Genomic DNA, 25,295 nt, shown 5'->3' on the forward strand with positions numbered 1-25,295 from the left:
CACCCAAAGGCGTAGAGCACCATCTCGAGGGCACCGAGGCCTACGAGGAACGTACCTGCCAGCAATCCAAGGTCCTTAGGGGAATTGGCCATGGCGAGATTGGGAGCTCCAACCAAATCGTTCCGCCAAACCTAAAGAAAAAATAAAGCCTCGACATGTTGTTTCGTAACAAGGCCGATTCAGAAATGTAAACCAACTGGAGCGCCTGGCTTTTCGAGGAAAATTGCCGCGCGCAAGCAGCTGGTCAACCCATCCGTTCTTCGCAGTGAGCGCGTCCCAATGCTTCTACAGCTTCGATTTCAGCCTATGGGCAAGCCTATGCAAACTGCCCCCAACGCACACCACCCATAGCGTGCAGCCAAAAAAAACCTGTCTCAAGGACAGGCCGAGTGATGGGGGATTTCACATTAACGCGCATAAACACCAGATGCAGTGGTTCAACATCTGTGAATCACAGCTTTTCTAAACTTCACACAAAGAGGCCAGATTCTTGAGTGAATCAAAACTCACACCACATAAAGAGATTTTTGATTACTATTACGCCAACACCACAATATGTGGTGCAAATGGCCGGGTGATGGGGATCGTCCAGGCATCTAATAACCGCTTCATATTTGAGGCGGTTTTTTAGTGCTCAACGCTTGATTTATACCCAGCTGCTCAAGGGAGGTCCATGGCCGAACATCACTACACAGTCAGCTTCTGAGCTGCACCTGGGGGGCTTGTCGTCTTTCACAGATACGCAATCGCCTCCATTCAGCCGCAAATAGGCCGTGGCCGTTGAGATTGAGTGATTTCGCTCTCCCCTCTGCGTCCATTCCTTGGCCATGAATGGTGTGGAGGTGCAAACCGTTGACCACCAAACGCACAACCGATAGAACACTTGTACTGATACAGGGTGGCATGGGCATTGGTGGCGTGAAGATTCCGTCAGGCGTGACGGCTGGTGCAAGGGCTACTGCAAGGAAGAAGCGGCCCTTGGTGCTGTCTGTGCAAGCAGGCGATGTCGTCATCGTCTGGGCAAGCCAAGAAGCGAAATCGACTCAGTCGAAAGATTGGTGGATGGGAGAAGTGTTGCGCGTGGAGACCGAAGGCATGGATGGCGAGCCGTCGCCCTTGCTTCAAGTCGCGGACGTGGAGACAGGCATGGTCTGCCTCGTGGAATGCGATCAGGTGCAGCGCGTGCGGATCCCGATTCATGCCCCCCTCACAACGAAGTAAATCGCTTCACCCAGGGACGCCAAAGGACTGAAATAAAGATCGACGACGCAGAGAAAGCCGAGGCGATGTACATCAGTTGGCCCCGAAGGATGTGATTAAGGGGGTGTGCAGCCGTTCCTCTCCCCTTTGATCCTGTCAACGTCATTCCACATCAACTTGAAGCCATTCAAACTGACCAAATGGCTCCTTGCGAGACGTATCCCAACTCAGTAAATCCGACTGCATCTGCCTCTAACTCTGAATATCCATAGGCGCCGGTGTTGGGATTGAAATACCCAATGAATTGAACATCTCCTTGCATCGGCGCCAGCGCACGGAAGGCTTTAACAGGATCTGAATACCCACCGGCCTCCATGAGGTCGTTCGACAGTCGTTTTCCACGCACGATCCGACTCGTTCCAGTGGCATCGTGGGTTAAGGAAAAATAGTTTCGACCGCCATCCTTTTTAGACACATTGAAAAAGGAGCTGGGCATCGACACATATCCCCCATCCTCATCTGCCAGTAACGCGATGGTGTCACCCAAACTGCTGGAGTAGTGAGTATCAAAAGTAGAAATAGAATCAGCACGCGTGACCACATTCTGACCAGTAATCACATCAGCTCGACTGGAAAGTCTGAGGTTCTTGGCACTCTTCTTCGGCTTTTCGTCGCCAAGAAAGCTCACACGAGCTCCACCGTATTCATAGGCAGATCCGATGATCTGTCCGTAAGGATCTCCAGCTCCAGTTGCACTGATCCAAAGTTGATAGCCCGTAGCATTTGCGATGCCACCATGGGCACGAAATGCAACGGGCAACTGCTGGAGATTCTCCGACAAATGAGGAATATCCATAGCGCCGGCGATGGTGTCGGTGTACTCGACAACATTTCCGCCCATGTCGTACGCCAACCAAGGGGATGGACTATCAGAGCCACCAACATCTGTGACATTTGCATTTCCATAGGTCTTGCCCGCTGGCGCATACCAAGGCTGCCAAAAAACACCTAAATCGTAGTTGGAGTAACCCTGATTCCTCGTAATTTTTGGATTAAGCTCTTCAATCTGAACGTCACCCGTATCACTAACATTTATTTGAGCAAATGGGCTGTCAGCAGCTTCCCCCTTAGCTAGATCTTGATTTTTACCTTCCTGGGTGAACAGGGGAATCGGAGCCTCGTTGCTAACAGTTGGGAAATAGAAGTAGTTCGTGCCATTCCCCGTACCCTCACCCGCATAGTAAGCAGCCTTGATCCACTCATCCTGGGAAGGGAAAAACAGACCATCGACATTCTGACGAGATAAAAATGCATAATTTGAATCGCTTAAATTATAGGAACCATTATCAATCGTCTCAGAAAATTTATAATAACGATCTGTCACATCAACATCAAATCCGAGAGGACTCTTTCGCTTGAATTGCTTCTGTCCAACAGCCCCACCATTAACAAGGGAATTAATAAAGTACGCGAATTGAAATCCGTTGATCATCATCACTGGCTTTTCCGCCCAAACCGGATCAGCCACGGCATAGTGCCCACCATCATTGGCGTGGTCAACGTATAAAATTTGGCCCTGAAAATGATTCACTAAAGGGTTATTTTTTTCATTCCAAAGTGAAACCTTGGTCCACGGCTGCTTTGGATTCTCACCCTCAGGATCAACAGCATTTAGAAATGCACAATACTGAGCTGCGGTAATTTCAAACTGGCCAATATCATATTCATAGGGAACACCTCCAACGACCTGGTAGTTAAAGAGAAGTTCCGACGTTGTATCAATGGCAAGGGGTGCCACTGGCGAATTTATGGGGTCCGCTGGAATGGTTTCTTCTGAAGGAGGAACAAAGCCGCGAATCGCAACCCCTTCATTCCCCGCTTGATCAACGCCCGCAAAACTGAGCTTGATGTCGTAAGTCTTGTTCGCCTGGCTCCTCGAGCGTCGCTTTCTCTGGATGCTCACGAGCACGTTGCATTTTTTCTATTAAACCCTCTCCAAAAAGAAGGCCGCAAAAGCACAGAACTGATTCAGATCGGTGAATAGCAAATCAGCCAAATGCTTGAGCGAAGCAACTGATGGCGCCGAAGGGAATCAATTCACTGGCTCGAGCTTGAGCAACCGAGCCGATAAACCACCGCGATCTACCTCGGCAAGAAGACACAACAACAGCAGAACCCGTGCTTTCTGCGGGTTAAGGCTGCCTGCGGACAGCAGCCCGAGCCGTTCATCATCGGAATGGCTTTGCACGGGGCCAGACCCGCAGCGGTTGGCCCGCAGCATCAGGGGCCGCTTCCCTGACCAAGCCTGAAGAGCAGAACGCTCAGCCGCCGACAGCTGACCCGCACCAGTGCCGGTGAACACCAGGCCCGGAACACGGGCGTTGAGACATGCGGTGAGCAAGAGCGGCTCTGGCTCCACAGAGCCGTAAACGATCGGCACCTGCGGCCATTGCTCGGGTAACGCGAGCCCTGCGAAGGGCACCTGCCAAGATCCGCTCGCCATTGGCAGATGAACGCCAAAGTCGTCCACTCGGCCCAAGGGCCCGCTGCCGGGACTCGCAAAGGCACCGACCCCCTGGGTTGCAGCCTTGGTGACGCGCTGGGCTCCATGGATCTGGCCATCCATCACCACCAACACGCCATAGCCGCGGGCTACTGGGCTCAAGGCCACTTGCACGGCCTGCAACAGATTCAACGGCCCATCGGCACTGAGAGCGGTGGCCGGCCGCATCGCTCCCACCAGCACAACGGGGCGGGGATCGTCGATCAACAGCTGCAGCAACCAAGCGGTTTCCTCCAGCGTGTTCGTGCCATGGGTGATCACCATCCCGACCAACTCGGGGTCTGCTGCAAAGGCATCCCGAATGCGCGCCACCAGCGCGCGCCAGTGCTCAAACAGCAGGTCGGCGCTGTCGACATTGGCGACCTGCTCCACCGTGATCGTCGCCAGGTCCTGCAGCTGCGGCACCGCTGCAAGCAGGGCGTCACCCCCGAGCACGCCAGCGGTGTAATCATTCAGCGTTGCACTGTCGTCTGCACAGCCGGCGATGGTGCCGCCGGTGGCCAGCAGCAGCAAGCGGTTCATTGCTCCAGGAGGAGGAACGCCTCCATGAAGCGCTGCATCTGGCTGGTGGTGCCGATGCTTACCCGAAAACATCCATCAATCAAGGGCTTACCCGCCATCGAGCGCACCAAGATGCCCGCCTCGCGCAACGCCGCATCCACCTCAGCCACCGGGCGTTGAGGCCAGATCAGCAGATAGTTGCCGCCATCGCAGTGGTGGCGCACCCCCGCGTCCCGCAGCGCCTGCAGGGTCCAATCACGAGCCCGCAGCACTTCAGCCACATAAGCATCCACATACGACTGATCAGCCAAGGCAGCAAACGCCGCGGCCACGGCAACGCTGTTGACGTCGTAGGGCCCCGTGACGCGGCTCACCCGATCGACCACATCGGCGTGGCCGATGGCAAAGCCAATACGCAAACCCGCCAAACCGGCCGTTTTGGCCAGGGACCGAAACACCAGCAGGTTTGGTGTGGCCGTGAAATCAGCGCTCGGCAACACGCTGTCTCCGGTGAAGGCCTCGTAGAGCTCGTCCACCACCACCAGGGTTCCCGGCGCTGAGGCCGCCAAGGCGATCACCTCGTCTGCCGCCAAACGCGTACCGGTGGGGTTGTTGGGATTGCAGATCAACAGCAACCGGGGCGAGTGGGCCGCCAACGCCTCCTGAATAGCCGCCAGGGGAAAGTCGAACGTCTCACCTTGATAAGGAATCGCCTCGATCGTCATGCCCTGCATCCCGGCACAGGGGCTGTAATAACCAAAGGTGGGCGCTGTGGTTAGCAACGTCTCACCGGCATCGCCATAGGCCTGGAACACCGCATGGATGGCGGCATCAACGCCGTTGAACAGGCCAATCTGATCAGGATTCAATCCCGGCCTACAGCCGGTTTCCACCAGGTTCTGGATCAACGCTTCCCGCAGGCCGTCGTACTCCGGATAAACGGCAATCTCCTCGGTGCTGAAGTTGCGCAATGCTTGGGCCACCAGGGGGCTGGGGCCGATCGTGTTCTCGTTGAAATCCAGCCGTAGAAGTTGCCGCCGCCCTTCCAACGGAGCGCTGTAAGCCCGCAGCTGCTCGACAGCCGCACGAGCTGGAGGCGGAGCAGAGCTGTTGGGGTTCACAAGTCCTTGGCTTTCGGATCAAAGTCTGGCAGGACTGTCTTGAAAAGGCCGAGTTGCCACTTGGACAGCAACTGAGGCTGCTCCGACAGGCCTTGCATCACATTCGCTCCAAGGTTGGAATCCCCAAAAGAGCCAAACCACAACGCAACGTATCTGCCGTATGTCGGCAGAGGGCCAAGCGAGATGACAACGCTTCTGGTTCCGCTTTGAGCACAGGAACCTGGTCGTAGAAACGGTTGAACACCTGACTGAGTTCAAATAAGTAGCTGCAGAGGCGATTGGGTAAGAGCTCGTCTTCCACCTCGACAATCACCCGATCAAATTTGAGTAGCTCCCGCACCAAAGCCCACTCTTGGGGTTCGCTGAACTGCAAGGCAGCATTGGACACGCCGAGATCTCCGCCCTTGCGAGCAATACCAGCAATACGGACGACGGCGTACAACAAGTAAGGCGCCGTGTTGCCCTGCAGGGCCAGCATTCGATCGAAGGAAAATTGATAGTTGGTCAGACGGTTTTGGCTGAGGTCGGCGTACTTGACAGCCGCCAGGCCAACGGTGGTGGCCACATGGGAGATGAACGCATCGGACTCCGTGCGCTCCTCCTCCTGCAGGCGAGACCGCAGATCCTGTTCCGACCGCTCCACCGCCTCATCCAATAGATCGCGAAGCCGCACGGTGTCGCCGGCGCGGGTCTTGAGCTTTTTGCCATCTTCCCCTTGGACCAGCCCAAAGGGCACATGCTCAAGACGGGCCCCGTCGGGAATCCAGCCCGCCCGTTCAGCCACCTGAAACACCCCAGCAAAGTGGTTGGCCTGGCCTGCATCGGTTACATAGATCACCCGTTGCGCCGCATCCCCAGTTGGCGGGGATGCAAACCGAAAACGAATGGCAGCGAGATCCGTGGTGGCGTAATTAAAACCACCATCACGCTTCTGCACAATCACAGGCAACGGATTGCCGTCTTTGCCGGTCACGCCCTCAAGGAATACGCACTGGGCGCCGTCGTCGGTCACCAGCAAGTCGACCGCTTTCAGCCCGTCCAGCACCGCAGGCAAATAGGGGTTGTAGAACGATTCGCCTCGCTCAGTCAGGCGAATATCAAGCCGGTCGTACAGCTTCTGAAACTCACGACGGGATTGGTCGCACAGCAGGCCCCATGCCTTGAGCGACACCGGATCCCCACCCTGCAACTTCACCACCTCATCGCGGGAGGTGGCCTGAAAATCATCGTCATCATCAAAGCGTTTTTTCGCTTCTCGATAAAACGCGACAAGGTCTCCTAAATCCACCGCATCGGCGGTGTCCAAGGTTTCTGGTGCCACCTGCTTGAGGTGCGTAATCAGCATCCCGAACTGAGTGCCCCAGTCCCCCACGTGATTCAGCCGCAGCACGGAATGACCGCGAAACTCCAGTACCCGCGCCAAGGAGTCGCCAATGATCGTGGAGCGCAAGTGCCCCACATGCATCTCCTTGGCAATATTGGGGCTCGAAAAATCCACCACAACCGGCGCCACGTCTTCGACAACGGGAACCCCAAGACGATCGGTCCCTAAGCGTGCGGCAAGTTCCTCCGCCAGCCGCTCCGGGCGGATGGTGAGGTTAATAAAGCCTGGACCTGCGATTTGAGGCGCCAAACAAAGCGCATTGAACGCCTCATCGCCGCTGAGCTGGTCAACAATCGCCGTCGCAATTTGACGCGGCGGCTGCTTCAAAGGTTTGGCCAACGGAAGCGCACCGTTGGCCTGAAAATCGCCAAACTCCGGTTTGCTCGCCGCTGCGAGTTGCGGATCCAACGTGGCCTCCGCATCCGGAAACGCCCGTTGCATCGCTGCCCGCAGCTGGGCGTCCAAGGTCTGGGACAGGCTGAGCATGTTCAGTGCAGGGCCGGAAGGATCCGGCTCTGATCATCCCCTGCCGTCGATCGCCATCCACTTATCACCGGCTGTTTCAACTGAAGCGCATGCTCAGATCCAGCCAGCGACTGCGGGTCATCGGGGCACTGGTCGAGATTAGGTCGATCCCAGTGGTTGCATAGGCACTGAGTTGTTCGGGCTGCACTCCGGACGCCTCCAGCACAACACCACCAGGAGCCAGCTGGCGCAAGCGCGGCACCAACGCCTGCAGTTGCTCGGGGCTGAACTCATCCAGCAACACCCCATCGGCCCCTGCTTGCACCGCTTCACAGGCCTGATCACCGGTTTCCGCCTCCACAATCACGCGGCATGGCCAGGGGGCCTGATGACGAACCACGTCGATGGCTGCGGTGATGCCCCCAGCCCAGGCCAGGTGGTTTTCTTTGAGCATCGCCGCATCATCCAAGCCCATGCGGTGGTTGATGCCACCACCACAACGCACGGCATATTTTTCGAATAAGCGCAGCCCTGGTGTGGTCTTTCGCGTATCGGCCAATCGAACCCCAGTGCCGTCCAACTGCGCCACCAACTCGCCGGTCGCCGTTGCGATCCCAGAAAGGCGCATCGCCAGGTTGAGGGCTGTGCGCTCCCCGGCCACAAGCGCTGTGGCTGGGCCCTCAAGCTCCAGCAGGCGCTGCCCTGACTGCACGGGCTCCCCGTCGGCCACCAGCAACTGAACCTTGCAGGCGGGATCTAAGCGTTCGAACAACGTCTGCACTAACGGACCACCACAGAAGCGGCCCGACTGTTTCGCCAGCCAATGCGCCGCCGCGTGCTGCCCCTGCAGAGCAATGGCTGTTAGATCGCCGCGGCCGATGTCCTCATCCAACCAACGATCCAAAGCACGGCTGATTGCCGGGGCCTGCCAGTCCACAGCTCAACACGTCGGGCCCTTGAGCCTATTTCCCGATACAAAAACGGGAGAAAACACGCTCTAAAACAGCCTCCGTGAGCTCTTCTCCCGTGATTTCACCAAGGCCACGGATCGCCTCCCGCAGATCAATGGTCCAGAAATCCCAAGGCAATTGCTGCTGCGCCACCTCGTGACTGCGCTCCAATGCCGCTGCAGCCACGGAAGCTAAATCGCGCTGGCGGGTATTCAACGACAGCACAATTCCAGCCGCATCCCCTGCACCACAACGCTCGAGCAACACCTGCACGAAGGCGTCTTCGCCCGCTCCATTGAGGGCTGAGAACTGCACATCCACCAGCCCCGGCAACGGCGGACCGTCGAGATCAGATTTATTCGCAACAACAACGCGGGGAACATCGTTGGGAATACGGGCCAACAACTGGGCGTCGGTCTCGGTCCAGCCGGCGTGACCATCCACGATCAGCACCACGACATCAGCCGAGATCAACGCTTCCTCACTGCGCGCGATCCCGAGCTGTTCCACGGCATCATTCGTTGCACGAATCCCAGCCGTATCCATCAGCGTGATCGGCACCCCATCCAGCACGATTTCACTCTCCAACAAATCGCGCGTGGTGCCTGGCAGTTCGGTCACGATCGCCCGCTCCCGACGGCTGAGGCGATTCAACAACGAACTTTTCCCAACGTTGGGGCGACCCACCAATGCCACCCGCAGGCCATGCCGGAGGGCATCGCCTCGCTCCCCATCCGCCACCAAAGCCAACAACTCAACTCGGACCGCTTGCAGTTCGTTCAACAAGGCAGTTCCGTCGAGCGGCGGCAGATCGTCCTCAAAATCAACCCGTGCCTCGAGCTCCGTGAGCTGGTCCAACAACCGCTCCCGTAGCACCGTGATTCGAGCCTGAATCCCACCGTCCAGTCCGGCCATCGCGAGATCGGCAGCCCGCCGACTTCGTGCCGACACCAACTCACTCACCGCTTCCGCCTGGGTGAGGTCGAGCCGCCCATTCAGCACCGCCCGCTGGCTGAACTCTCCCGGCAGAGCCCTCCGCACCCCAGGGTGCTCCAGAACCCTCTCCAACACCTGCTGCACAGCCATTACTCCGCCATGGCAATGGATCTCCACCACGTCTTCCCCAGTGAAACTGCGGGGGGCGCGCATCAATAACAGCAGCACCTCATCCAACCGACGTTGGCCGTCAACCGCCATCACATGGCCATAGAGGATCCGATGGCTACCCCACTCCTGATGACCGGGGCACTGCACAACCGCCTGAGCAACCTGCTCAGCCACAGGCCCCGACAACCGGATCACAGCGATGCCTCCCTGGCCAGGAGCCACAGCCGTGGCAACCGCCGCAATGGTGTCGAGAGGAGGCACAGCAAAGGCAAGGTGTGTAGCTCCATACCTAAGATCCGAACCTCTTTGTCTGGCAAGTGCTGATGCGCCGGCTGCTGCGAGTCAGTCGCCACCGACTCCGACGGAGTCTTCAATGGCTTTGGGCGCAAGAGGGAACTCCTGGACAGCGCGCCCGCGGCCTGGCTGCAGGGGTGTTTTGCGGTTGCTTCCCCTTTTTCGGCTTGCAAATCGTGGTGAGCGTTGGCGTCGCATCGTTGTTAAAGGGCAACCATTTGCTGGCCGCTGCCGGAACACTGGTGAGCAATCCACTCACCTATCTCCCGCTGTACTGGTTCAACTATTTGGTGGGAGATCAACTGCTAGGGCCAAGCGCTGGCGCAGATACTCTCAGCTCGATCAACCGCAGCAACCTCTGGCTCCAGGGCTGGGGCTTCACCCAACGCATTTTGCTGGGTTCGAGTCTGGTGGGTTTGATCTTTGCGGTCGTGAGTGGCCTTGTGGCCTACAAACTCTTTCAGCGCCGTAGCGCTCAGCCACCCCGCCCCATCACGGTGTCCAACCAGGCGCCATAGGGCGCCCAATCGTCGTGCTGATCAATGGCCTCCCACAGGGTTTCAATCAACGGCCGCGTGGGAGGACGCAACAGATTCCAACGCTGCAAACGCTGCATCACATCCGCTGCCGAGCGTTGTTCGATCCACCAGACATCCCGCCAGGACTGCCAGACATCCCGAGGCGGCTCAGGCGCGTCAAGAACAAATGGCTTTAAAGCTTCCGCTTCCTCCGGTAGTCCATGCTCAACGACAGATCGACACAACGACGCAAAAAAGTCGCCGTACCCCACCGGCCAAGCCGCTAGTAAAGCCAAGGCATGGCGCACGACCGCATCATCACCGGCATCGGGCAAGCCCAACCGACGCCGCATCCGGGCGCAGTAGTGCTGGCTGTAGATCTCTGCGAATCGATCGAGCCGTTCCTCCATCGCCTCCCGGGGGAGCAGCAAGGCGAGGGGCTCTTGCAACATTTGCAGATTCTTCCGACAAATTGCAGGCTGACGACCGTAGGCATACAAGCCGGTCTGGTCGAAATAAGCCGCGGTAAAAGAAGGGTCCCAACGGTCGAGAAAAGCAAACGGCCCGTAGTCGAAGCTTTCGCCAACCAACGACATGTTGTCGGTGTTGAGCACCCCATGGACGAAGCCCGCCGCCATCCACTCAGCCGCCAAACGCGCCACCCGCTCGACAAGTTCGCCGTAAAAAGCCAAGAGTTGACGTTGCATGGCCCCACGGTCGCCATCGGCAGCGGGATGGGCTGCCGCAATCACGGGGTAATAGACAGCCACAACGTGGCGCAGCAATCGCTCCAAACCACGGGCATCGCGGAGATACAAAAGACGTTCGCAAGTACCAAAACGCAAGTGCGTGCGCGCGATGCGCACCATCACCGCACTTCGAGTGGGCGAAGGCTCATCGCTGCGATACAGATCCTCTCCGGTTTCGATCAACGACAGAGTTCGACTCGTTGTGACGCCAAGTGCCTGCAAGGCTTCCGAGGCGATCACCTCCCGAACACCTCCTTTCAAGGTGAGTCGTCCATCACCAGCACGACTCCATGGCGTCGTTCCTGAGCCCTTGGTTCCAAGGTCCTGAAGGTCGCCATGGCGGTCGCGCAGCTGCCCGTAGAGGAAACCTCGGCCATCGCCAAGTTGGGGGTTGTAGTTCCCAAACTGATAGCCGTGATAACGCAGCGCCAAAAAAGGCACCCGGCCTTCAAAGCGTCCGAAGGCCTCCTCCAGATCGGCATCCGACACCTGCTGGGCATTCATTCCCAACTGATGCAGCACAACGTTGTTCCGGAAGCGCAGTTGCGTGCGCGGAAACTTTGCGGCCTCCACCACATCCCAATACGCCGCACCCAAGGATTCAATCGAAACCTCGAATGGCAACGCCAGTAAGAGGTTGGTCAAGCCAAAATCCTCAGCTCACACCAATGCGCGCGATCCCGATCACATCAGCCATCGAGCGGATCTGGGCAAGGGTGCGGGTCAACTGATCAGCACCCTGAAGTTCCACCCGCAAATCAATACAGGCCGGCCGGCCGACGGCCGTTTTAACCCGCGCATCACTGACGTTGATCCCCCCATCGGAGAGACGCATCAGGATGTCTTTCAAGATGCCAACGCGATCAATCGTCTCAATGCGCAGCTGCACCGGAAAGTTCTGCCGGTCGCCATCGGGCTTGGGATTCCAACGCACCGGCAAGCGCCGTTCCCGCGGGATCGACTCCACATTGGTGCAATCCTGACGATGAATCGTGATGCCGTGATTGCCAAGGGCAACGGTGCCCACAATCGCCTCGCCCGGCAACGGACTACAGCACCCGCCGAGTCGGTAATCCAATCCCTCGATCCCCAAGATGGCCCCCGCTCCACTGCGTTGAGACGGGGCCGACTCCTTGGGTGCCACCAGAGCACGGGCCACCTCTTCGTTGCTGAGGGGCTCCTCCTCCTCTTGGGCCTGAAGCCTGATCTCCTCACGGAAACGGTTGAGAACCTGCTGCAGGGTCACCGCACCAAATCCCAACGAAGCCAGAAGGTCTTCCGTGGTGACGACATTGCAGCGCTGGGCCACCCGCACCATGGTGTCGCCGTTCAAGAGCAGATCGAAGCCATCACGACCGAGTTCCCGCTCCAGCAGATCTTTGCCCCGCTCGATCGTTTCATCACGATGGCTGCGCTTGTACCACTGGCGGATCCGATTGCGCGCGGTGGGCGTCGCAACGAAATTGAGCCAATCCAGGCTGGGGTGCGCTGTCTTACTGGTTAATACCTGCACGAAATCGCCGTTTTGCAGCGGTGTCGCCAAGGGACACAGACGATCATTGACGCGCACACCATTGCAATGGTTGCCCACCTCGGAGTGAATGCGATAGGCAAAGTCAATGGCGGTGGCGCCTTTGCGTAAACCCACCACATCACCTTTTGGCGTGAACACAAAAACCTCCTCATCGAAGAGGTCTTCCTTGATCGATGAGAGGTAATCGTTGTGATCGTCGTTACCCCCCTTCTGTTGCCAATCGACCAGTTGCCTCAACCAGTTGAACCGTTCCGCATCACTGCTGCAACTGGCGGGTGAGCCGCCCTCCTTGTATTTCCAGTGGGCAGCAATCCCGAATTCGGCAACTTGGTGCATCTCCAAAGTTCGAATCTGCACTTCGATCGGTCGATGACGACCAATCACCGCTGTATGCAGCGACTGATAGCCATTTGGCTTCGGCAAACCGATGTAGTCCTTAAACCGTCCTGGGATCGGGCGAAATGTGTCGTGCACCACAGCCAAGGCGCGATAACACGTCTCGACGCTGGGCGTAATGATGCGAAGCGCTGCCACGTCGTAGATCTCGTGGAACGCCTTTTGTTGGCGCTCCATTTTGCTCCAGATGCCATAGAGATGTTTGGGCCGCCCACTCACCTCACAGCCCTCAAGGCCGGCGCGCTGCAACCGTTCATTCAATAAACCAACCGTGACCCCCAGCCGTTGCTCCCGCTCGCTGCGCTTGGTAGCAACCTCTTGCTGAATTTCCCGAAAGGCCTCGGGCTCCAACAACTTGAACGCCAGATCCTCGAGCTCCCACTTGAACCGTCCGATACCAAGACGATTGGCGAGGGGGGCATAGATCTCGCGGGTCTCCCGAGCAATCCGTTGTCGCTTTTCCTCCTTAAGGGCACCCAGGGTGCGCATGTTGTGGACCCGATCCGCCAACTTCACCAACACCACTCGAATGTCACTGGCCATCGCCATAAACATCCGCCGCAAATTTTCGGCTTGTGCCTCGGTGCGGTCGTTGAAATGAATGCCGCCAAGTTTGGTGACCCCCTCCACCAGCTCTCGCACTTCCGAGCCGAAATGCTCTTGGATCTCGTCGAGCGATACATCGGTGTCTTCGACCACATCGTGGAGGAAGCCCGCGGCGATCACCGGAGCACTGGCTCCGATATCCCGCAGCAGATCAGCCACGGCAACGGGATGAACGATGTAGGGGTCGCCACTCGCCCGGAATTGCCCCTCATGCAGCTGAAAACCAAAGTCGAAAGCCGACACCAACAATGCTTCTGGATCGGTCGGACAACTTTGACCAGCACCTGGGGGCACGTTGGCAATGCATTGCCGTAACCATTCCGGCAACTCGATCTGATAATCGTCTGGATTGCGAATCGGACGCTGCCTTAATTCCGGCAAACCGCGCGTGAACTGTGCCGAGCCCCGACTGGCCCTTTGTTCATCCGATGTTGAGGCGGCGTGTCGCATCCGGCCCAGCGGGTCGTTCCATGGTATTCAGTGCTGGTCCTTCCGTCTCCCCGTCCGTCCTCGATATGGCACGGCCAGTTTTGGAGCTCAATCAGCTGAAGTTGCGGTATCCGGGCAGCGACAGTTGGACCCTGGATGGGCTGGATCTCTCCCTCGAAGCCGGCGAAACCCTGGCGTTGGTGGGATCGTCTGGATGTGGCAAAAGCACTGTGGCCCGGGCGGTAATGCAGCTGCTCCCGGCAGGCACCATCTGCGAAGGGGGATTGAAACTCACCGGACAAGACCCGCGCCAACTCAATCGCCCCGCCCTGCGCAGGTTGCGCGGACAAGCGGCTGGTTTGGTGTTTCAAGACCCAATGACACGGCTGAATCCGCTGATGCCCGTGGGAGAGCATCTGCTCGACACCCTGAAGGCGCATCGTTCTTCCACGAGTGCCCAATGGCGCAAAACGCGGGCGTTCGACCTATTGGAACGCGTTGGCATCGGTGCCCAACGGTTCCGGGCCTATCCGCATGAGCTCAGTGGAGGAATGCGGCAACGCTTGGCCATCGCCCTGGCCATCGCCCTCGAACCGCCGCTGCTCATTGCCGACGAACCCACCACAAGCTTGGACGTGGCCGTGGCCGGGCAGGTGATGGCGGAGCTGAGTGGACTCTGCCGTGAATTAGGCAGTGCCTTGCTGCTGATTAGCCATGACCTCGCCATGGCCTCCCGCTGGTGCGAACGCATGGCGATGCTCGATGGAGGGCGCAGGGTGGAAGAGGGCCCAAGCCGCCAACTGCTCACGCAACCACAATCCTCTGTGGGAAAGCGACTTGTCGCTTCGGCCCTGGCTCGAGAAGGGGGCCAATCCCCGGAACGTCCAAGCAGCGAACCCGTCCTACGGGTGGATGCGATGCGCTGCTGGCATGGCATCGGTGGGATGCCATGGTCGCCGGTGTGGCTCAAAGCGGTCGACGACGTGAGCTTTGAGCTCCTCGCCGGCGAAAGTCTTGGAGTGGTGGGGGCTTCGGGATGCGGCAAAAGCACCCTCTGCCGGGCCCTCATGGGACTGAACAGCATCCGCGGAGGCCAAGTTCACCTGCTTGGCCAAAATCTGCTGCGCTTGCGTGGGCCGTCATTACGGGTTGCCAGACGGGCGATTCAAATGGTGTTTCAAGACCCACTGGCCTGTCTAAATCCAGCCCTCAGCGTGGCGGATGCCATCGCCGATCCGCTTCTGATCCATGGCCTCTGCTCGAAGGCCGCTGCCCGGGAGCGAGCCCGAAACCTGCTGGAACAGGTGGGCTTAAGTCCGGCCGATCAGTTTCAAGACCGCTTCCCAAAACAACTCTCTGGCGGACAGCAACAACGGGTAGCGATCGCCCGCGCCCTGGCGCTGGAACCCAAGGTGCTGATCTGTGATGAGAGCGTGAGCATGCTCGACGCCGAAGTTCAAGCAGAGGTGTTGGACCTCCTGCGGCAACTCCAACGCAAGCTTGGGCTGGCCATGATTTTTGTAACCCACGATCTCGCCGTCGCCAGTGGGTTCTGCCATCGGGTGATCGTTCTCGACCGCGGCCACATCGTGGAAGAGGGGCCAGGCGATCGCATTTTTCAGAAGCCACAAGCGGAGATCAGCCGCACCTTGGTGGACGCCTGTCCTCGACTACCGCGTTGAATCAACAAGCAGGGAGCTATAGATCCACGACGATCAGGGCTTTACGCATCCGCACAGGGATCACGTCATTCCGCAACGTCCGCATCAAGGCTGAGAACCAAGGCTTCCGGCAACGAACGCGAATCACCATCGGACCCTAATAAAGCTGGCCTTATCAAAGGGAACAATTCGCCTCTGTCTAGGGGAAACCACAACAACGTCTCAAGGTATTTGTGGAACTAACTCGCGGGTGATGCCCCGGAGCGTCGCCGTAACACCAACAACAGCTTCTCCATCACTGGGGGCAATGGCGCCTCAAACACCATGCGCTCTCCCGTGATCGGATGATCCAATCCCAACTGCACGGCGTGCAGGGCCTGGCCGGGAAGATCCAGGGGAAGCTTGCGGCAACGGCTATAGGTGGGATCTCCCACCACGGGATGATTGATGTGGGCACAATGCACCCGTATCTGATGCGTTCGACCCGTATCAAGCTTGAAGCGCAGTAAAGAATAATCGCCAAAACGTTCGATCAAGGTCCAGTGCGTTCGGGCATAACGCCCAGATTCATCACTCACCACGGCATATTTTTTACGGTCTACAGGATGACGACCCACCGCACCAATAATTGTTCCACTATCTCCATCCGGAACCCCGTGAACCACAGCAAAATATTCCCTTGAAGCCACCCGCTTTTGAATCTGGACTTGTAACTTTACGAGGGCTTCTTGAGATTTTGCAACAACAATGCAGCCGCTTGTATCTTTATCCAACCGGTGCACAATTCCCGGCCGCAATTTCCCACTAATGCCAGGAAGATCTGGGCAATGGTGAAGCAATCCATTCACCAATGTGCCGTCTTTATTCCCCGGAGCTGGATGCACTGTTAGCCCAGCGGATTTATTCAGAACGATGATGTGCTCATCCTCAAAGAGCACATCAAGATCCATTGGCTGGGGCTTTAAGTACGGCAGTGGCTCCGGTGGCGGCATCCACAACTGCACCTGATCGCCCTCGCGGAGTGGTGTTTTGGCCTTGCCCTGTTTGCCATTGACGCGTACATAGCCGGCATCAATGAATTTTTGAATCCGAGCACGGCTCTGCTCCGTGCGTTGGCTCACCAACCAGCGATCCAATCGCATGGGAAGCGGCTTCGGGTAGGTGAGCGTCACCAACTCCCCCTCGCCTTCCCCGAACGTGTGCGTAAACACTTCCTCTGGCAGGGGAGGTCGTCCTTGGCCTTGTTCCGACGACGTCAACGGTTGAGAAGCTCCGGCAATTCCAAGGCGATGTTGCCCAAAGCGGATTTACGAAAATCATCCAAAAGCCGCTGCGCCATGCGAGCAGTGTCGTTTGAGGTGTGTCGCGCCGCAGCAGCCTCTAGCCAATAGAGGGGATCAAGGGTCTGACCGGCCACGGGAATGCCATACCGCGTTCCCAACACACTGAGCACCACCCCAGACGCCTTACGTTCCGACGAATCAATCAACAGCTGCAAAAAGGCCTGAGCCACCAACTCGCCGTTGTAAGCCGCCTGGCCAATGTCATCACAGAGTGCAAGGTGCAACGCAGCCTGTTGATCATCCAAGCGGGGTGGAAGAACACCTGGAGCATCGAGCAGATCCAAGTCTTGGCCAAGCCGCACCCAACGCAGGGTGCGAGTGACTCCCGCCCGCCGGGCACTGGCCACCACCTTTTTTTTGACCAATCGATTGATCAAGGCCGATTTACCAACGTTGGGAAAACCGAGGGTGAGGGCTCGCACGGCTCGCGGGCGCATCCCACGATTTCGTCGGCGCTCATTCAGTTGATCCCCAGCCCGGATCGCTGCCTGCTGCACTTGCTTCACCCCAGTCCCGGCTTTGGCATCACACCAAACCGTTCGCTGGCCTTTGGCCTTAAACCACTGCTCCCAAGCCGCCCATGCCTCCTTGGTGACCATGTCGCGTCGGTTGATCACCAACAAATGCTGCTTCCCTTTCAACCAACGGTTCAGATGGGGGTGCCCTGTGGCCAAAGGAATGCGGGCGTCACGCACCTCAATCACCAGATCAACCTTTTCGAGGTTGCGTTTGAGCTGCTGCTCCGCCTTGGCGATGTGGCCTGGGTACCACTGAATCGGAGGTGCACTCACGGCATCACCCGGACGGCGGTGCACCCACGGTCGCTGTCGAAGTTCACGCCGCGAATGCTCATCGGGATCAGCCTCCCATTCAACGCGTCCACCAGTTCGAGGGACACTCCTGAATCCCTGCGATTGGCTTGAATGGGCGCCAACACCAAGGATTGATCAGCGATTTGATTCGGCTAAAGGCCCATATTCCTCAAGAAACGAGCTAACGCAAACAGCGTTGACCACAGCTCGATCTGGGCCTATGTCTCGTCTTAAGGCGTTCACAACGCGAAACACAGGTTAATCTCTCGTCGATTTCTTACCGCACGAGACAACCCTATGGCGAAGCGTTCCCTGGCCAGCCTCAATGCCGGCGACCTGAGCGGCAAACGCGTCCTCGTGCGGGTTGACTTCAACGTTCCCCTTAACGATGCCGGTGCCATCACCGATGACACCCGCATTCGCGCAGCGCTGCCCACCATCAACGATCTCGTTGGCAAGGGCGCCAAAGTTGTTCTCGCCGCTCACTTTGGCCGACCCAAAGGTCAAGTGAACGAGGCGATGCGCCTTACACCGGTGGCCGCACGCCTGAGCGAGTTGCTCGGCAAAACCGTCACCAAAACCGACAGCTGCATTGGCCCCGACGCCGAAGCCAAGGTGGGAGCCATGGCCAACGGCGACGTGGTGCTGCTGGAAAACGTTCGCTTCGTCGCTGAAGAAGAGAAAAACGATTCAGGCTTCGCCGAGAAGCTGGCTGCCCTAGCAGACGTATACGTGAACGACGCCTTCGGCGCCGCCCACCGTGCCCATGCCTCCACCGAGGGCGTCACCAAATTCCTGAAGCCAAGCGTGGCCGGCTTCCTGATGGAGAAGGAGCTTCAGTACCTACAGGGTGCCGTGGACGAACCCAAGCGTCCCCTCGCCGCCATCGTTGGTGGTTCGAAGGTGAGCTCGAAAATCGGTGTTCTGGAAGCCCTGATCGATAAGTGCGACAAGGTGCTGATCGGCGGCGGCATGATCTTCACCTTCTACAAAGCCCGTGGACTTGCAGTTGGCAAGAGCTTGGTGGAAGAGGACAAGCTGGAACTGGCCAAGGAGCTGGAAGCCAAGGCAAAAGCCAAGGGCGTGGAACTGTTGCTACCCACCGACGTGGTGCTGGCCGACAACTTCGCCCCTGATGCCAACAGCCAAATCGCCGACGTGACGGCGATCCCCGACGGCTGGATGGGACTGGACATCGGCCCCGATGCCATCAAGGTGTTCCAAGCCGCCCTGGCTGATTGCAAAACAGTGATCTGGAACGGCCCCATGGGCGTGTTCGAATTCGACAAATTTGCTGCCGGCACCAACGCCATCGCCACAACGTTGGCTGAAATCGGAGGCAAAGGTTGCTGCACGATCATCGGTGGTGGTGACTCCGTCGCCGCTGTTGAGAAAGCTGGCCTCGCCGAGAAGATGTCGCACATCTCCACCGGTGGTGGCGCCAGCCTGGAACTCCTGGAAGGCAAAGTGCTGCCTGGCGTTGCAGCCCTAGACAACGCCTAAGCAATCACCAACAAACGACGAGGCCAGAAATGGCTTTGAGATTGGCCCCCGAATGGGGGCTTTTTTGTGTGTTGTCTACGAATGCGAAGCGCGCCTCTTAACGAATCGGCAATCCAGCCTGCTCACGCACCTGATTCATGTAGGCGTGATGCTCTTTCCGAAGAGCCCGACGCGCTGTTTTGCGTTGCTTATGGCAAGTTTTTAAGTCGTCTTTCGACTGCGCCGCATCGACGCAAGCCATCGTGCGATCCATCGCACTCCGACGTTTGCCGTAGCTGGTCTTCGCCCAGGATTTATGGCCCTGAATCAACGCTTGCTTCTGCTCAGGCGTGATCGGAGCACGCTTGGCTTTTGCCAAGACGCTCTCGCCAAGAACAGGAACAGCAAGCAAACCCAACAGCAGCAGGCCACTGCCGTAACGACGGATGGAAGACTTCATGCCGAAACAATCCAACTGAAAGCACTTTGACGCGTCAACCCGCGAAACTCTGACGACAACACCCACCAACCATGACCAGATGTGACCTGAGGGTGGGGGTGATCGGCCTCGGCGCCCTGGGCCTTCCCATGGCCGCCAACCTCAAGCGTGCTGACGTCCCCCTCCGCGTTCACACCCGAAGCCGCAGCGCCGAGCGCGATCCAAGCCTGCAAGGGAGCATCGCCTGCGCCACGCCCGCCGAGGTCGCCCAAGGCGTTGACGTTTTGCTGGTTTGCGTCAGCGACAACGCAGCCGTGGAGGCCGTGCTGTTCGGGGCAAATGGCGCCAGTGATCACCTGGCAGCCGGCAGCATCGTGGTGGATTGCTCCACTATTGCGCCGGCCACAGCGATCGCATCTGCCCAGCGGCTCGCCCACCAAGGCATTGATTACGTGGATGCCCCCGTCACCGGCGGAACCGAAGGGGCCAAAGCAGGCTCCTTAACGGTGCTGGTGGGGGGCGAGCCGGCGGCATTGGAGCGTGCACGCCCCGTGCTCGAGATCATCGGCAGCAGCATCCATCACTTTGGGCCGGTGGGCCGTGGTCAGCAGGTGAAGGCGGTGAACCAGGTGCTGGTGGCCGGCAGCTATGCCGCCGTCGCGGAAGCCATGGCCCTCGGTCAACGGCTGGACCTCCCGATGGAGGCAGTGGTGAATGCCTTACAAGGTGGCGCCGCTGGGTCATGGGCCCTCAGCCATCGCGCCCATTCGATGCTGATGGCCGAGTACCCCCTGGGTTTTCGAATGTCGTTGCATCACAAAGATCTGGGCATTGCTCTGGATGCCGCAGGTGACGTGAACCTGGACCTCCCAGTGACGCAACTCGTGGCCAACCTGGAAAACAACCTGATGGAGCGGGGGCATGGCGACGAGGACGTGTCGGCCCTGCATCGCCATTTTGATGCGATATCGTGACGATTAAGTTTTTATTCAGTGACGATTTCGTGCTAAATCTGGGCTTGATCGTTGAAATTAGACACGATCTGCACCCGCTTAGTCGCCGTCACAACGCCGTCGGGATGCACCAGCATCAACGCCCAGGTTTGTGATCCAGGCCGCTGGGGCGCCTGGACGCTTTTGAACAAACCTCCACCGCCCAAAGGCGCCAACTGCAAGTTGGGTCGCGAAAGCGTGGCCAGTTGTTGATCGGTTAGCTCAATCACCCCCCCCGCCAACATCGCCTGCCCCAAAGGCTCCTCGACAATCAAATCGATGTCGTAACGGCTGCCGGTGAGCACCACATCGGGGATGCCCATGGTGACCTGCAATGGTCGTTTTCCACTGCGCAACAACGACTCCTGCGAGATCACATCCTGAGCGACAAGGCGTCCTGCCTCGGTGCGAATCGCCAGACGTTCCTCAGATTGGAGCTGGTAGCTGACCCCCTGCGCGGTCGTGGCGCCATTCACCGTCACCAAGAATGTCGAACGGCCATCCACCAGGGGGGGCGCCGGCCGGACAGACCAGGCCAAACCAGGGAAATCGTTGCGGAACGCCTTGTAACGACTGGCAAGCGTCGGCAACAACTCGGGGGCCACCACGGCGCCAAGATCCTGTTCCGATCCTTTGTTCAACGCAGTTTGCAAACGCTGCGCGAAGGATCCAGATGCTTGAGGCTCAGTGGCTGCCCGCCCAGGGGCTTGAATCGGCAGCACCCCGACGCACAATGCCGTAACAAGGGCCATTCGCCAAAAACGATGCACAGGCCTGTCGCGGGAATCGATCTAAGTTAGGACCGGAGAACGGGGACGTCCGCCGCCATGACTCGGCTACTGATCGCAGCCAGCGGAACGGGCGGCCACTTGTTTCCAGCACTGGCGGTGGCAGACGCCCTCGACGGACACTGCCAGGTGAGCTGGTTGGGCGTGCCTGATCGCCTCGAAACCGAATTGGTGCCCGCTCGGTTCAAGCTGATCACCGTGAACGCTGGAGGCCTGCAGGGCCGTGGCATCACCAAACTGGTGCAGCTGATTCGGCTGCTGGCGGCCAGCATCACCGTGCGGCGCCTGATCCGAACCCATCAAATCGACGCTGTGTTCACCACAGGTGGCTACATCGCAGCTCCGGCGATTCTTGGGGCGCGCTGGTGCGGCGTGCCTGCCGTGTTGCATGAATCGAATGCAATCCCCGGCCGGGTGACGCGCCTGTTGGGGCGTTTCTGCTCCGCCGTTGCCGTTGGCTTGCCAGTAGCTGCTGGACGAATTCCGGGCTGCCGCCCCGTGCTCACCGGCACCCCGGTGCGTTCAGGCTTTCTCAACGCGCAGCCCCTGCCGGACTGGGTGCCCTCCGGAGCTGGGCCGTTGCTCGTCGTGATGGGCGGTAGCCAGGGCGCGATCGGGCTCAATCGGATGGTGCGGGCCGTACTTCCCGAGCTGTTGGAGCAAGGCTGTCGGGTGGTGCATCTCACGGGGAGCAACGATCCCGACGTGGGTGAACTCCAGCACCCCCGGCTGGTGGAATGTCGCTTCAGCGACGACATCCCCGGCTTGCTGCAACATGCCGACCTGGCGATTAGCCGAGCCGGTGCCGGCAGCCTCAGCGAACTGGCGGTGTGCGGCACGCCCAGCATCCTGGTGCCCTTCCCCCAAGCAGCCGATCAACACCAAGACGCCAATGCCGCCTGCGCCGCCGAGCTGGGTGGTGCCGTGATCGTGCACCAACATCCTCCAGGCCACCCCGCCCTCGGCAACAGCATCAAACGGCTACTCGGAGCACGACTGGGGGATACAGATTCCCGACCTGAACTGCTCGAACAAATGCGCGCCGGGATGGATGAGCTAGCCCAACGGGATGCCGATGCACAACTGGCCCGATTGCTCGCCGACTTGGTGCGCTGAGCTCACACCAACGGGGCGCGATCGAGCTCCTGCTTGAGCGCACGAATGATGCGGCGATTGTTGCGCCGGCTCTGCAAGCCAATCCGCAACCAACACTCACCAAGGCCCTCAAACGAGCGGCAATCCCGCAACAAAATTCGATGGCGCTGCTCAACCGCTTCCCGCAGAGGCACCAACGACTGATCCGCCTGGATTAAGAGAAAGTTCGCCGCCGACGGCATCGGCGTGATGCCCGGCAACTGGGCCAATTTCCGCTGCATCCAAGCGCCCTCCTTGGCGACCCAGCTTTGAGCACGGCGGCACCAGCGTTGATATTTCGCCGGCGACGCCAACAACTGTTCGGCCACGGCCGTAGCAATGCCATTCACGGGCCAAGGGTCTCGCCACTGGGCCCAGCGTTGGAGGCGTTCAGGCTGCGCCACGGCATAGCCAAGCCGCAAGCCAGCGATGCCATAGAGCTTGGTAAGGCTGCGGATCACCACCAGGTTGGGGTGCTCGGAAACCAAGGGGATCAAGGATTGCTGCTCGCCATCCGGCACCAACGACAAAAACGCCTCGTCGCAGATCACCAAGCGATATCGCTGAAGCAGAGGCTTTAACGAAGCACGGCTCCACAACTGGCCAGTGGGGTTGTGGGGGTTGCAAATCCACAGGACATCAGCCTCCGGGAGCGAGGGAAACGGCTGCGGAAAAGCGGCATCCCATTCCAAGCCCAACGAGTGCTGGTTCAAGCCCCCTTGCCAACAAGCCAAGGCACGGGAATAGTCGGCAAAGCCAGGAGCTGGCAGCGAGCTGATTCCGAAAGCTGCCGCATCTCGCGCAACCCAAGTGAACAGCTCTGCAGCGCCATTGCCTGGAAGCACAGCACTTGCTTCAAGACCGTGGATCCTGGCAATCAGACCCACCAATTGATGGTGCTGACGATCGGGATAGTCGCGCAGACCACGAGTTAGTTCTCGAGCAGAAAAGCGAGGTGTCCAAGGCACCAAGGAGGCGCTGGCGTCCAACACCTGAGCCGAAGGAACCCCAAGCCTCAAGGCAGCTGATTGAATCTCACCGCCATGGGCAAAACGCATGCCAAACCAGGCTTGTACTGCAAGTTTGACGCGGGGGCCCCCTGACCGATACAGCCGCTATCCCTGAGCGAAGGCGTTCGACAGCACAAGCAACCGTGGCTACAACGGTTCATCGCAGGGAATGAAACGCGACTATGCCGTTGCACTTCAGGCTGGGGCTCGTTGTAGCGCTGTTCTGTACCGGAACCATTAGCGCGGCGGCACCGAAGGGAGATGACGCTCTTATGCAGCTACTTCAAACACGAAGTTGCCCAGAGTGCCAATTAGCAGATGTCGATCTCGTTCATGCACAACTACATGATGCCGATCTAGCAGGGGCCAAGCTGCAACAGCATCCCATCGCGACAACACCCTTCAGGCCAAGATCCTGAAGCGACTTGCCACACTTGCTCGGACGGCCAAGCGATCCAAAGGTCGCGATCCGATGCCAACACGACCACCGTCTGGGCAGACCACAAGCGGCGCACTTGGCTCTGCAAGGCCTGGAGTTGAGGGATCTCAGCCAGGGACGGCAGAGGCACCATGCATTCGCCACTCCATCAAAAGTATCGGTTATCGGTGCAACCGTCCTGGAACAGCACAGGCGTCAGGGTTGCCAAGGCAGTCCGGAACCCACGGCCTCGCCAATGGAGCGCAGACCATGCCGATCCATCTGCCCTTCCAAGCCCTCCAGAATTCGAGGCACCAAATCTGGACCCTGAAAAATCCAACCGGTGTAGAGCTGCACCAGCGAGGCACCGGCCACGATGCGCTCCCAAGCCGTCTCAGGGGAATCGATCCCACCCACTCCCACCAGCGGAAGGGCGGGCCCAGCCCCTGCCCGAAGGCGGCGAATCACCTCAAGCGCGCGTCCGCGCAAGGGCGCACCACTCAATCCCCCCGCTTCCTCCGCCAAGGTGCGGCCGGTTTGCGCCAAACGTCGTTGGGCCAATCCGAGCCGATCGAGGCTGGTATTCACTGCGATCACTCCGGCCAAACCTTCCTGATAGGCAAGACGCGCAATCGAATCGATGGCCTCATCATCGAGATCTGGAGCAATCTTCACCAGCAAGGGCGGGCAGGCCGCCAACCGACGGAGCCGCTCCACCAAGCGCCGCAACTGGACTGAATCCTGTAAGTCGCGCAGTCCTGGCGTGTTGGGGGAGCTCACGTTGATCACGGCGTAATCCGCCATGGGAGCCAAGTGCTCCAGGGATGCGGCGTAATCATCGGGCGCCTGCTCGAGGGATGTGACCTTCGATTTGCCCACATTGATTCCCAAGACTGCCGGGCGTTGACCCGGCGGCTCCAACCGCTGACGGTCGAGGGTTTTCAACAACTCCTGTGCACCATCGTTGTTGAATCCCATGCGATTCAATGCCGCCTGCTCCTCTGCAAGGCGGAACAAACGTGGTTTGGGATTCCCCGGCTGACCATGCCAAGTGACGGTGCCAACCTCCGCAAAGCCAAAACCAAAGCGATCCCAAATCCCTGCAGCGACACCGTTTTTGTCGAATCCAGCCGCCAAACCAACGGGATTCGGAAAACGACAACCAAACAACACCTGTTCCAAGCGCAGGTCGCGACGCTGTAGATCTGCCGCCACACCATCGAGAACGGATGACACCCCAGGCCAACGGCGGCGCAGGCTTGCCTGACCAAGGGCCGTCAACGCCACTTGCGAGAGCTGCTCCGCATCGAGGCCTTCATCGCGAGCGAGGAGGGGACCCAGCCAACGTTGATAAAAAGCACCGCTGCCAAGCGGACCAACCGAAGAAGACGGTGACATC

General features: G+C 58.8%; 23 protein-coding genes. 6 read left to right on the forward strand and 17 right to left on the reverse strand.

The genetic code is table 11. The features are described 5' to 3' along the window. Positions 1–695: 695 nt before the first annotated feature. The gene (locus SYNCC9902_RS12810) at positions 696–911 is read right to left on the reverse strand and encodes a hypothetical protein (RefSeq protein ID WP_198001739.1); all 216 of its coding nucleotides are present in this window, start codon (positions 909–911) and stop codon (positions 696–698) included. Between SYNCC9902_RS12810 and SYNCC9902_RS11815 the strand changes: the two genes are divergently transcribed. Continuing rightward, positions 904–1,221, forward strand: a complete 318-nt coding sequence (locus tag SYNCC9902_RS11815) for a DUF3104 domain-containing protein (RefSeq protein ID WP_049749457.1) — start codon at positions 904–906, stop codon at positions 1,219–1,221. The genes SYNCC9902_RS12810 and SYNCC9902_RS11815 overlap by 8 nt on opposite strands. Positions 1,222–1,387: 166 nt before the next feature. On the opposite strand, the gene SYNCC9902_RS10785 is transcribed toward SYNCC9902_RS11815, so the two are convergent. From SYNCC9902_RS10785 to mnmE, 6 genes are all read right to left on the reverse strand, one after another. Beyond that, complete coding sequence (locus SYNCC9902_RS10785) at positions 1,388–3,169, reverse strand: hypothetical protein (protein WP_011360871.1); 1,782 nt, start codon at positions 3,167–3,169, stop codon at positions 1,388–1,390. Positions 3,170–3,292: 123 nt separating this feature from the next. Then, entirely contained in the window at positions 3,293–4,285 is a 993-nt protein-coding gene (locus tag SYNCC9902_RS10790) for an asparaginase (RefSeq protein ID WP_011360872.1), read from the reverse strand. Next, positions 4,282–5,385 (reverse strand): pyridoxal phosphate-dependent aminotransferase, encoded by a 1,104-nt coding sequence (locus tag SYNCC9902_RS10795; protein ID WP_011360873.1) that lies wholly within the window; start codon positions 5,383–5,385, stop codon positions 4,282–4,284. The genes SYNCC9902_RS10790 and SYNCC9902_RS10795 overlap by 4 nt, the downstream gene beginning before the upstream one ends. 97 nt (positions 5,386–5,482) lie before the next feature. Continuing rightward, complete coding sequence (argS, locus tag SYNCC9902_RS10800) at positions 5,483–7,255, reverse strand: arginine--tRNA ligase (RefSeq protein WP_011360874.1); 1,773 nt, start codon at positions 7,253–7,255, stop codon at positions 5,483–5,485. Positions 7,256–7,331: 76 nt separating this feature from the next. After that, positions 7,332–8,171: a carboxylating nicotinate-nucleotide diphosphorylase gene (gene nadC / locus SYNCC9902_RS10805; RefSeq protein ID WP_011360875.1), complete on the reverse strand. Its 840-nt coding sequence runs from the start codon at positions 8,169–8,171 to the stop codon at positions 7,332–7,334. A gap of 25 nt (positions 8,172–8,196) precedes the next feature. Next, a complete protein-coding gene (gene mnmE, locus SYNCC9902_RS10810) occupies positions 8,197–9,552 on the reverse strand; it encodes a tRNA uridine-5-carboxymethylaminomethyl(34) synthesis GTPase MnmE (RefSeq protein WP_011360876.1) in 1,356 nt (451 codons plus the stop codon). Positions 9,553–9,614: 62 nt separating this feature from the next. Here mnmE and SYNCC9902_RS10815 point away from each other — a divergent pair, with 62 nt between their 5' ends. Continuing rightward, positions 9,615–10,103: a DUF2062 domain-containing protein gene (locus SYNCC9902_RS10815; protein ID WP_011360877.1), complete on the forward strand. Its 489-nt coding sequence runs from the start codon at positions 9,615–9,617 to the stop codon at positions 10,101–10,103. Here SYNCC9902_RS10815 and SYNCC9902_RS10820 read toward each other — a convergent pair. Together SYNCC9902_RS10820 and SYNCC9902_RS10825 are read right to left on the reverse strand one after the other, a co-directional pair. Continuing rightward, a complete protein-coding gene (locus tag SYNCC9902_RS10820) occupies positions 10,061–11,497 on the reverse strand; it encodes a protein adenylyltransferase SelO (RefSeq protein WP_011360878.1) in 1,437 nt (478 codons plus the stop codon). The two genes, SYNCC9902_RS10815 and SYNCC9902_RS10820, sit on opposite strands and share 43 nt — an antisense overlap. 10 nt (positions 11,498–11,507) lie before the next feature. Continuing rightward, positions 11,508–13,838 (reverse strand): RelA/SpoT family protein, encoded by a 2,331-nt coding sequence (locus SYNCC9902_RS10825; protein ID WP_011360879.1) that lies wholly within the window; start codon positions 13,836–13,838, stop codon positions 11,508–11,510. A gap of 20 nt (positions 13,839–13,858) precedes the next feature. On the opposite strand from SYNCC9902_RS10825, the gene SYNCC9902_RS10830 reads away from it, so the two are divergent. Beyond that, positions 13,859–15,499, forward strand: a complete 1,641-nt coding sequence (locus SYNCC9902_RS10830) for a dipeptide ABC transporter ATP-binding protein (RefSeq protein ID WP_011360880.1) — start codon at positions 13,859–13,861, stop codon at positions 15,497–15,499. 218 nt (positions 15,500–15,717) lie between these two features. On the opposite strand, the gene SYNCC9902_RS10835 is transcribed toward SYNCC9902_RS10830, so the two are convergent. The 3 genes from SYNCC9902_RS10835 to SYNCC9902_RS12605 are packed head-to-tail and all read right to left on the reverse strand — an operon-like array spanning position 15,718 to position 17,755. Further along, complete coding sequence (locus SYNCC9902_RS10835; RefSeq protein WP_011360881.1) at positions 15,718–16,737, reverse strand: RluA family pseudouridine synthase; 1,020 nt, start codon at positions 16,735–16,737, stop codon at positions 15,718–15,720. Beyond that, positions 16,734–17,612, reverse strand: coding sequence for a ribosome biogenesis GTPase YlqF (ylqF, locus tag SYNCC9902_RS10840; protein ID WP_011360882.1), 879 nt, complete (start codon positions 17,610–17,612; stop codon positions 16,734–16,736). The genes SYNCC9902_RS10835 and ylqF overlap by 4 nt, the downstream gene beginning before the upstream one ends. Further along, complete coding sequence (locus SYNCC9902_RS12605) at positions 17,609–17,755, reverse strand: hypothetical protein (protein WP_156771128.1); 147 nt, start codon at positions 17,753–17,755, stop codon at positions 17,609–17,611. The genes ylqF and SYNCC9902_RS12605 overlap by 4 nt, the downstream gene beginning before the upstream one ends. Before the next feature lie 175 nt (positions 17,756–17,930). Here SYNCC9902_RS12605 and pgk point away from each other — a divergent pair, with 175 nt between their 5' ends. Next, a complete protein-coding gene (gene pgk, locus SYNCC9902_RS10845; RefSeq protein ID WP_011360883.1) occupies positions 17,931–19,136 on the forward strand; it encodes a phosphoglycerate kinase in 1,206 nt (401 codons plus the stop codon). Between the two features lie 97 nt (positions 19,137–19,233). Here pgk and SYNCC9902_RS10850 read toward each other — a convergent pair whose 3' ends face one another. Continuing rightward, a complete protein-coding gene (locus SYNCC9902_RS10850; RefSeq protein WP_011360884.1) occupies positions 19,234–19,575 on the reverse strand; it encodes a hypothetical protein in 342 nt (113 codons plus the stop codon). Positions 19,576–19,646: 71 nt separating this feature from the next. On the opposite strand from SYNCC9902_RS10850, the gene SYNCC9902_RS10855 reads away from it, so the two are divergent. Then, a complete protein-coding gene (locus tag SYNCC9902_RS10855; RefSeq protein WP_011360885.1) occupies positions 19,647–20,528 on the forward strand; it encodes an NAD(P)-dependent oxidoreductase in 882 nt (293 codons plus the stop codon). Between the two features lie 32 nt (positions 20,529–20,560). Here SYNCC9902_RS10855 and SYNCC9902_RS10860 read toward each other — a convergent pair whose 3' ends face one another. Then, positions 20,561–21,298 carry a hypothetical protein gene (locus SYNCC9902_RS10860; protein ID WP_011360886.1) on the reverse strand — a complete coding sequence of 246 codons (738 nt, stop codon included), beginning with the start codon at positions 21,296–21,298 and terminating at the stop codon, positions 20,561–20,563. 75 nt (positions 21,299–21,373) lie between these two features. On the opposite strand from SYNCC9902_RS10860, the gene SYNCC9902_RS10865 reads away from it, so the two are divergent. Next, positions 21,374–22,450, forward strand: a complete 1,077-nt coding sequence (locus SYNCC9902_RS10865; protein WP_011360887.1) for a UDP-N-acetylglucosamine--N-acetylmuramyl-(pentapeptide) pyrophosphoryl-undecaprenol N-acetylglucosamine transferase — start codon at positions 21,374–21,376, stop codon at positions 22,448–22,450. Between the two features lie 2 nt (positions 22,451–22,452). Here the strand turns inward: SYNCC9902_RS10865 and SYNCC9902_RS10870 are convergent, their stop codons facing one another. The 3 genes from SYNCC9902_RS10870 to SYNCC9902_RS10880 form a co-directional block, all read right to left on the reverse strand. Further along, positions 22,453–23,526: an aminotransferase class I/II-fold pyridoxal phosphate-dependent enzyme gene (locus SYNCC9902_RS10870; RefSeq protein WP_011360888.1), complete on the reverse strand. Its 1,074-nt coding sequence runs from the start codon at positions 23,524–23,526 to the stop codon at positions 22,453–22,455. A 308-nt stretch (positions 23,527–23,834) separates the two neighbouring features. Further along, positions 23,835–24,050, reverse strand: a complete 216-nt coding sequence (locus SYNCC9902_RS10875; RefSeq protein WP_041425210.1) for a hypothetical protein — start codon at positions 24,048–24,050, stop codon at positions 23,835–23,837. Between the two features lie 62 nt (positions 24,051–24,112). Further along, complete coding sequence (locus SYNCC9902_RS10880) at positions 24,113–25,294, reverse strand: quinone-dependent dihydroorotate dehydrogenase (protein ID WP_011360890.1); 1,182 nt, start codon at positions 25,292–25,294, stop codon at positions 24,113–24,115. Between the last annotated feature and the right edge of the window lies 1 nt (position 25,295).

It is taken from the genome of Synechococcus sp. CC9902, assembly GCF_000012505.1.
GTDB lineage: Bacteria > Cyanobacteriota > Cyanobacteriia > PCC-6307 > Cyanobiaceae > Parasynechococcus.

What these genes read in the sequence shown, in the direction of transcription:
- SYNCC9902_RS11815 (WP_049749457.1), top strand. Translation starts at nt 904, where the DNA reads ATGGGCATTGGTGGCGTGAAGATTCCGTCAGGCGTGACGGCTGGTGCA.
- SYNCC9902_RS10790 (WP_011360872.1), bottom strand. Translation starts at nt 4,285, where the DNA reads ATGAACCGCTTGCTGCTGCTGGCCACCGGCGGCACCATCGCCGGCTGT.
- SYNCC9902_RS10815 (WP_011360877.1), top strand. Translation starts at nt 9,615, where the DNA reads ATGCGCCGGCTGCTGCGAGTCAGTCGCCACCGACTCCGACGGAGTCTT.
- SYNCC9902_RS12810 (WP_198001739.1), bottom strand. Translation starts at nt 911, where the DNA reads ATGCCCATGCCACCCTGTATCAGTACAAGTGTTCTATCGGTTGTGCGT.
- SYNCC9902_RS10830 (WP_011360880.1), top strand. Translation starts at nt 13,859, where the DNA reads ATGGTATTCAGTGCTGGTCCTTCCGTCTCCCCGTCCGTCCTCGATATG.
- SYNCC9902_RS10880 (WP_011360890.1), bottom strand. Translation starts at nt 25,294, where the DNA reads ATGTCACCGTCTTCTTCGGTTGGTCCGCTTGGCAGCGGTGCTTTTTAT.
- SYNCC9902_RS10850 (WP_011360884.1), bottom strand. Translation starts at nt 19,575, where the DNA reads ATGAAGTCTTCCATCCGTCGTTACGGCAGTGGCCTGCTGCTGTTGGGT.
- SYNCC9902_RS10855 (WP_011360885.1), top strand. Translation starts at nt 19,647, where the DNA reads ATGACCAGATGTGACCTGAGGGTGGGGGTGATCGGCCTCGGCGCCCTG.
- SYNCC9902_RS10875 (WP_041425210.1), bottom strand. Translation starts at nt 24,050, where the DNA reads ATGGTGCCTCTGCCGTCCCTGGCTGAGATCCCTCAACTCCAGGCCTTG.
- SYNCC9902_RS10860 (WP_011360886.1), bottom strand. Translation starts at nt 21,298, where the DNA reads ATGGCCCTTGTTACGGCATTGTGCGTCGGGGTGCTGCCGATTCAAGCC.
- argS (WP_011360874.1), bottom strand. Translation starts at nt 7,255, where the DNA reads ATGCTCAGCCTGTCCCAGACCTTGGACGCCCAGCTGCGGGCAGCGATG.
- SYNCC9902_RS10865 (WP_011360887.1), top strand. Translation starts at nt 21,374, where the DNA reads ATGACTCGGCTACTGATCGCAGCCAGCGGAACGGGCGGCCACTTGTTT.
- SYNCC9902_RS10870 (WP_011360888.1), bottom strand. Translation starts at nt 23,526, where the DNA reads ATGCGTTTTGCCCATGGCGGTGAGATTCAATCAGCTGCCTTGAGGCTT.
- pgk (WP_011360883.1), top strand. Translation starts at nt 17,931, where the DNA reads ATGGCGAAGCGTTCCCTGGCCAGCCTCAATGCCGGCGACCTGAGCGGC.
- SYNCC9902_RS10825 (WP_011360879.1), bottom strand. Translation starts at nt 13,838, where the DNA reads ATGCGACACGCCGCCTCAACATCGGATGAACAAAGGGCCAGTCGGGGC.